General features: G+C 52.1%; 6 protein-coding genes. 2 read left to right on the top strand and 4 right to left on the bottom strand.

Features of this window, described 5'->3' with window-relative positions; genetic code table 11:
• The coding region (locus PHU49_12295) for a penicillin-binding transpeptidase domain-containing protein (GenBank protein MDD5244788.1) at positions 1-1,156 on the top strand (1,156 nt) is incomplete at its 5' end.
• Positions 1,157-1,184: 28 nt separating this feature from the next.
• Entirely contained in the window at positions 1,185-1,583 is a 399-nt protein-coding gene (locus tag PHU49_12290; GenBank protein MDD5244787.1) for a hypothetical protein, read from the top strand.
• A gap of 65 nt (positions 1,584-1,648) precedes the next feature.
• On the opposite strand, the gene PHU49_12285 is transcribed toward PHU49_12290, so the two are convergent.
• The 4 genes from PHU49_12285 to PHU49_12270 all read right to left on the bottom strand — a co-directional run.
• A complete protein-coding gene (locus tag PHU49_12285) occupies positions 1,649-2,566 on the bottom strand; it encodes a methylenetetrahydrofolate reductase (protein ID MDD5244786.1) in 918 nt (305 codons plus the stop codon).
• The gene (locus tag PHU49_12280; GenBank protein MDD5244785.1) at positions 2,563-3,231 is read right to left on the bottom strand and encodes a methylenetetrahydrofolate reductase C-terminal domain-containing protein; all 669 of its coding nucleotides are present in this window, start codon (positions 3,229-3,231) and stop codon (positions 2,563-2,565) included. The genes PHU49_12285 and PHU49_12280 overlap by 4 nt, the downstream gene beginning before the upstream one ends.
• Positions 3,232-3,302: 71 nt before the next feature.
• Positions 3,303-3,746: a hydrogenase iron-sulfur subunit gene (locus tag PHU49_12275; protein ID MDD5244784.1), complete on the bottom strand. Its 444-nt coding sequence runs from the start codon at positions 3,744-3,746 to the stop codon at positions 3,303-3,305.
• A 186-nt stretch (positions 3,747-3,932) separates the two neighbouring features.
• Positions 3,933-7,120: FAD-dependent oxidoreductase (locus PHU49_12270; protein ID MDD5244783.1), on the bottom strand; the 3,188-nt coding region annotated here is incomplete at its 5' end.

The raw sequence follows: 7,120 nt of genomic DNA, 5'->3' as shown, positions 1-7,120 counted from the left end.
GGAAAAGAGGAAATGGGGGGATTTCATAAAGGCTGAAGACAAGGATATCAAACTCTCCGGGTTGAGAGCAGGGAAAACATACAACCTTCTTATATCGGAGAGGATGAAGAATGGTTATCTGATACAGGCAGGCAAGGAAAAAGGTATACTCCAGACAGAGGGCTTTCCGTTCAAACCAGGTGACGTGATAAAAGGAACCTATTCCGGTATCGATAAAAAGAAGGCCCACCTCTTTAAGCCTGTAAAGAGTTTAAAAGCCGAGGGTGCATTGCTCTGCATGGATGTCCAGACGGGTTATGTCAATGCCATGGTCGGTGGGAGGGATTTTGAACGAAGTCCTTATAACAGGGCCATCTCGGCGAAGATCCAGTCCGGCAGCGCATTCAAACCTTTTATATATGCCACTGCATTAAAAAAGGGATATGATATCGATACGTTCATTATTGATGAACCAAAAGAATACCCTGTCGGGGCCGGCAAGACATGGACCCCGAAAAATTATGACAATAAATACGACGGTCAGATAACGATACGGGACGCTGTCGCATATTCGAAGAACGCGGCTACAGTGCGGCTTCTTGAAGAGATCGGTGTCGGATCGGTAAAAGAGACGATGAAAGAGCTTGGTCTTAATGTTGAGATTGAAGATAATCTCTCTATAGCTCTGGGGACATCGAATCTGACGCTTCTCGACCTTGTAAAAGGATTTGCGGTATTCGCCAATGGGGGGTACAGGATAAAACCTCTTTTCGTGAAGAGGATTATTGACAATGAGGGGAATGTTCTCGAAGAAGATCCTGTAGAAAAAGAGCGCGCCATCACTGATGACATAGCGGCGAAGATGAATGTGCTTCTGAAGGGACCAACTGAATACGGCACAGCGAAGGGCGCTTCGAAATTGGGGTACCCTGTTGCAGGAAAGACAGGTACAACGAGTAATTACTACGACGCCCTCTTTGTCGGTTATTCTCCGCATATCGTGACCGGTGTATGGGTTGGTTTTGACGCGAGGACTTCGCTCGGCAAGGGAGAAAGCGGCGCCAGGGTTTGTCTGCCGATCTGGATGAGCTTTATGGGTTCAGCCTTACGGCGCTATCCCCCTGATGATTTTGCGGGGATTGAAACGGGGGGTATTGATACGTTGCCATATCACTAAGCAAGAATAACGTTCCTGGGAGGTCATTATGAAAATATCTTTAAAAGTATTTTTAGTCTTTAGTCTGAGCCTGGTCATGATGGGAACCTACTCCCTGTCAAATGCTCAGGAATGGAAGGCATTCTATGAAAACGAAAAAGAACGATTCTATTTTGACAATACAAGTCTTGAGCGTCTTGATAATAAATCGTTCAGGATATGGCAGAAGATAACGGAGAAGCAGACAGGCACCGATGAGGTTGACAAGGTGAAGTCGCAGATCGAGATAAACTGCTCCCAGAAGATCTTCAAGACACTTTCCCTGATCGAATATGATACGATAAGCGGCAAGGCTTTGCCTGAGCAGAGATACGGAGAGGATCAGCCATGGGTGAAGTTTTCGCTGGAATCAAAATATGGCGCCCTTTACGATAATTTCTGCCCGTGATGAACGAGCGAAGAGCGGAGAGTGAAGAGTTGAGGACCAACAGTATCCTATTGTTAAGAGGCACTCTAGGGTCGCGGGTAAAGACCAGCTGATCTGACGATCTCCGGTACCATCTGCTCCCATTCGATGGCCATGATATGGATGCCGCTGACCCCTTCGATTGCCCGCACCTTTTCAATGGTCTCTATGCATATCCTGATCCCTTCCTCTGCCTGCTTTTCCTTCGGGGTATCCTGCATGCGCCTGATGAGGTCATCGGGCACATCCATGCCCGGTACGGAGTTCTTCATGTACTTAGCCATGCCGACAGATTTCATCGGCGTAATCCCCGCGAGGATATAGACCTTCTCGTGGACGCCGAGGTCGCGCACCATCTCCATCCATTTTCCGAATTTCTCAATATTGAATATACACTGGGTCTGAACGAACTGCGCGCCGGCATTTACCTTTTTGGCGAGCCTCATGGCCCTGATCTCAAAGGGATCGGCAAAGGGGTTTGCGGCGCACCCCACGAAGAGGTCGGGCTTGCCTTTTATCTCTTCACCGCTTAGGAACCTGCCGTCATCAACCATCTGCCTGATACACTGTATGAGCTGCATGGAATCGATATCAAAAACATTTTTTGCTGTGGGGTGGTCCCCGAACTTCTGATGGTCGCCGGAGAGGCAGAGGATATTGTTGATGCCCAATGCCGCAGCGCCGAGGATGTCGCTCTGGATAGCGATCCTGTTCCTGTCCCTGCATACCATCTGCATGACAGTGTCAAGGCCCATCGTCTTCAATATGAGAGAGGCGGAGAGGCTGCTCATCCTCACGACACTCGTCTGATTGTCGGTAACATTGACCGCGTCAACATACCCTGTGAGGAATGCACCCTTTTTTTTCACTGCCTCCGGGTCAGCGCCGCGCGGGGGACCGCACTCAGAGGTAACGGCAAAATGACCGTTTCTCAGTACCCTTTCCAGATTGCTCTCAGTGCTCATATCTTCAAATCCTCCCTGATCCTCTTTCTCGGGCCGCCGTCCCTGCTTGTCGACCAGTCCTTTGCCGGCTGTATCTCGAGGTACCTGTCAAGCATGCCCATCTCTTTGTAGCGGTCTACGATAAGCTGCCACGCGCAGGGTGTATCCTTGCCCACTTCGCAGACGCCCCCCTGTGAACCGCCGCATGGCCCGTTGAAGATGCTCTTTGCACAGCGTGTAACGGGACATATGCCGAGGGTCCTGTCGAGGACGCAGTTGCCGCATCCCTGGCAGCGTTCAGCCCACACGCCGTGCTGCTCCGTGACGCCGTCGAAAGTCGTATTCACGGCCGGCAAAACGATCCTGTTCCGGTAATGTTCGCCCACGAACTGGATGCCGCAGCCGCATGCCATCGAAAGCACCACATCACAGTCATCTATAAAAGGTTTGAGGGTTTCCACGTATTCTGGGTCACAATTCCTCTCTAATATCACCTCTTTGATCTCTACGGGCGTGCCTTCTTTTGCCCTGAATAACCGTATCTCTGACGCGAGCACTGCAACCTCCTTTGCCCCGCCGGTCGCACAGACGGTAACGCATTCGTTGCAGCCAAGAAGAAGTATCCTGGAATAGGGCTTCAGCATCCCGATGATCTCTTCAAAAGGCTTTCTGTTCGCGACAATCATGACTTACTCCTTTATTATAGCAGAGAGCAAAGGGCAGAGAGCAGAGAGTTTAAACCCTTAGCTCTTAGCTCTCAGCTCTTCGCTGATTTCGCTGAGTTTGGTCCCAGCTCCCTTATCTTTTCCGTCATTTCCCGCGCTGCCTCGGCGAACTTCTGTCCCTCTGCCGACGACATATTATACATCGCAACGCGATCTCCGCCGATGCCGCACTCGTTGAGAAGCTGCTTCATATATTCCACACGCTTCCGTGCCCTGATGTTCCCGACAAGAAAGTGGCAGTCCCCTTCAAGACAGCCAGCGAGATAGACGCCATCAGCGCCATTCTCAAAGGCCTTCATCACGTGAATGATGTCCACTCTGCCGGTGCAGGGGACCTTCACGATCTTTACATTTGCCGGATACGAGAGCCTCATCGAACCTGCCAGGTCCGCCGCGGTATACCCTCAGTATTCACAACAGAATGCAATTATCTCAGGCTCAAAACGATCCACTGTTACCCCTTTCGCATAGCGCATAGCGCAAAGCGCTGAATCTTTGCTTTTCACTCTCCACTCTCCACTGCCTTTTACAGGGGCTCGCGTCGCCCCCTCCACGAACAAAGTCCGTGGAGCCTCCCGCACCCGCAAGCGGGTACCCGGCTCGTGAACTCGCTACAAAATATTCTGTTTTTTTACTCTCCGCTCTCCGCCCTATGCTCTCTGCTATTTTACGCACAACGCCTTCACCTTCTCCGTGATCTGTACGTCCCTGTAGTGCATCAGGTCAATCGCCTTTGCGGGACACTCGGCAGCGCAGGTCCCACAGCCTTTACACTTGCTGATGTCAATCTCCGCTTCGCCTTGCTCATTAATGACAGGTACTGAATAGGGGCACACCCTGACGCAGGTGAGACAGGCAGCGCATTTCTCCCCCTCAACGCGGGCGACGATGCCGCCGACGGCCATCTTCTCTTTTGAGAGTATCGTTATCGCCCTCGCCACAGCGCCTTCTGCCTGGATGACCGTCTCCTTTATGTTTTTCGGCGAATGGGCAAGCCCGCAGAGGAACATCCCGTCAGAAGCGAAGTCTATGGGCCGAAGCTTCATATGGGCTTCAAGGAAAAACCCTTCATTCGTTCTCGGCACCTTGAGCAGCGTTGCGAGCTCATTGTTACCCGACGGTATAATGGCGCTGCTCAATACAAGGAGGTCTGTATTAAATGATATATGCTCCATAACGGACGGATCATAACAGGTAAGGTTGAGGCCGCCGTCTTTCCGCTCCAGAACCGGCTGCGATGATATATCGTACCGTATAAACCGCACGCCAAGCCTTCTCGCTTTCAGGTAGTACCTTTCCAGAAAGCCGTAGGTGCGGATATCCCGGTAGAGGATTACCACATCGCTCTCCGGTTTCTTCTCTTTCAGAATTATGGCGTTCTTTATGGCCGTTGAACAGCAGACCCTGCTGCAATAAGGCCGCTCTTCATTTCTTGACCCGACACACTGTATCATAACGCATCGTTCAAAGGGACCGAGCCCGTCGTCGGCGATCTTCTTTTCAAGTTCGTGTTGGGTCATGATCCTGTTGTCTTCGCCGTAGGAGAAATGGCCGTGAGGCTTAAATTCCTCACCGCCCGTGGCAAGAATGATGATCCCGTGCTCTATCTTCCTGTATTCCTTTGATGGTCCTGTCACGATACCCGTTGAAAAATTTCCCTTGAAACCGCTGTGGTCCGTGATAGTGGTGTTCACCTCAGCGTGGATGAGGGGGTGGCTTGTTACCTTCTCTATCGTATCACTCAATAATTCCTGCACGTCGGTGCCGTCAAGGGTACGGTAGATATAGCGCAGATTTCCGCCCAGCACAGCTTCTTTCTCTATGAGGAAGACCTCGAAATTCTGGTTCGCGAGCTTGAGGGCCGCTGTCATGCCGCCGATACCGCCGCCGACAACGAGGGCTTTCCTGTTCACATCTATGGTGACCTCTTTCAGGGGCTTGATGTAGTTGGCGTTCATGACGGCCATTCTCACGAGGGTCTTCGCCTTCTCCGTTGCGTTTTCCTTGTCGTGCATATGGACCCATGAACACTGGTCCCTGATATTTGCCATCTCGAAGAGATATTTGTTCAACCCCATTTCGCGTATGGTTGCCCTGAAGAGGGGTTCGTGTGTCCTGGGAGAACAGGAGGCAACGACTATCCTGTTTATCCCGCGTTCAGTGATGAGCTTCTTCATCTTATCCTGGGTGTCCTGCGAGCAGGTAAAGAGGTTATCGTCAGAGAGAACGACATTGGGGAGCCCCCTGGCGTATTCCTTGACCTCCGGGACGTTGACGATGCCGCCGATGTTGATGCCGCAATTGCAGACAAAGACACCGACACGGGGTTCTTCTGCATCGACGTTTATCTCATCAGGGAGTTGTTGTATGATGAAATCTTTCCCTCTCGCCTCGGTGATAAGCGATGTCGCCTCGCAGGCTGCTCCGCAGGCAGCCGTAACGGTTTCGGGGATGTCCTGGGGAGATTCACAGGCGCCGCATGTATAGATCCCTTCGCGCGAGGTCAGGAGAGGATTCCCAGAATCTCCTTTGATAAAGCCGTACCCGTTGAGCTCTACGCCCAGGGTTGCGGCAAGTTTCCCAAGGTTCTTTGACGGTCGTAAGCCCACCGAGAGGATGATCATGTCGAAGGCCTCTTCACGTATCTCACCGTTGTCATCGACATAGACAACGGCCACGTCTTTTGTCACAGGGTCCTCGAGTATCCTCGATACCATGGACCTTACATACCGGACACCGTGTTCGCCTTTTGCCCGCTCAAAATACTGGTCGAAGCCCTTTCCAAATGCCCGTATGTCCATGTAGAAGATCGTCGGCTCGATGTCGTTCTGGTGTTCCTTCGCGATGATCGCCTCTTTGGTCGCGTACATGCAGCATACCGACGAGCAATACTCGTTGATCTTGTCCCTGCTGCCGACGCACTGGATAAAGCCGATCTTTCTCGGTATCTTCCCGTCAGAAGGCCTCATGACAGCGCTCCCCGTTGGACCTGTCGCGGAGAGGATACGCTCGAATTCCACACTGGTGACCACGTTCGGATATGTCCCATAGCCGAATTCCTTCTTTCCGTGGGCATCGTACTCATCGAACCCGCTTGCTATAATGATACTGCCGACCTGAAATCTTTCTTCGACAGACCCTTCACTGTAATCGATGGCTTCAGGCTTGCAGAACTCCTCGCATATCCTGCACCCTAAGCATCTGCGGCAGCTCAGACACCGTTTTGCCTCTTCTACGGCATCTTTTTCGGTAAGTGCCTGATAGACCTCCTGGAAACCTTTTCTATTTTCAACCGGTATCGACGGTATGGCAACGCGCGCCTTTTTTACTATCCCATCGGGCACATCTTCAACGAGCGTATCCTCGCGGGCCGTCCTTCCTTCCCTCAGGTCTCTCCCTTCGAGGTAACGCCTGATCGACTCGGCAGCCTCCTTGCCCTGCGCGATCGCGTCGATCGCCATCCTCGGTCCTGTTGCGGCGTCTCCGCCCGCGAAGATACCCTCAACGGACGTCCGGAGGGTGATGGGGTCTACCTTGATCCTGCCGTCCCTGTGCCGCTCGATGTCCTGCATGTCTGCGAGGAAATCCGTATCGATGGCCTGTCCGATGGCAAGGATGATCGTGTCGGCATTGAAATACCTTGTCGTTGAGTCCTCGTAGCAGGGATTGAACCGCCCGTCTTCATCAAATACCGATACGCACCGTTTGCAATCGATGCCCGTTGCGCAGCCGTCACCGGATATTACGATCTCTTTTGGTCCCCAGGACGTATGGATCATGATGCCTTCATCAAGGGCCTGCCGGATCTCCCATGTATGGGCCGGCATCTCGTCCCAACTCTCAAGACATG

This window comes from Syntrophorhabdaceae bacterium, assembly GCA_028713955.1.
Lineage (GTDB): Bacteria > Desulfobacterota > Syntrophorhabdia > Syntrophorhabdales > Syntrophorhabdaceae > UBA5609.
The sequence above is the reverse complement of the archived record's forward strand: the minus strand, read 5'-3'. Positions and strand labels throughout refer to the sequence as shown.

Bases quoted from the DNA above. Each gene is read 5' to 3' on its own strand.
- PHU49_12290 (MDD5244787.1), top strand. From the start codon at position 1,185: ATGAAAATATCTTTAAAAGTATTTTTAGTCTTTAGTCTGAGCCTGGTC.
- PHU49_12280 (MDD5244785.1), bottom strand. From the start codon at position 3,231: ATGATTGTCGCGAACAGAAAGCCTTTTGAAGAGATCATCGGGATGCTG.
- PHU49_12285 (MDD5244786.1), bottom strand. From the start codon at position 2,566: ATGAGCACTGAGAGCAATCTGGAAAGGGTACTGAGAAACGGTCATTTT.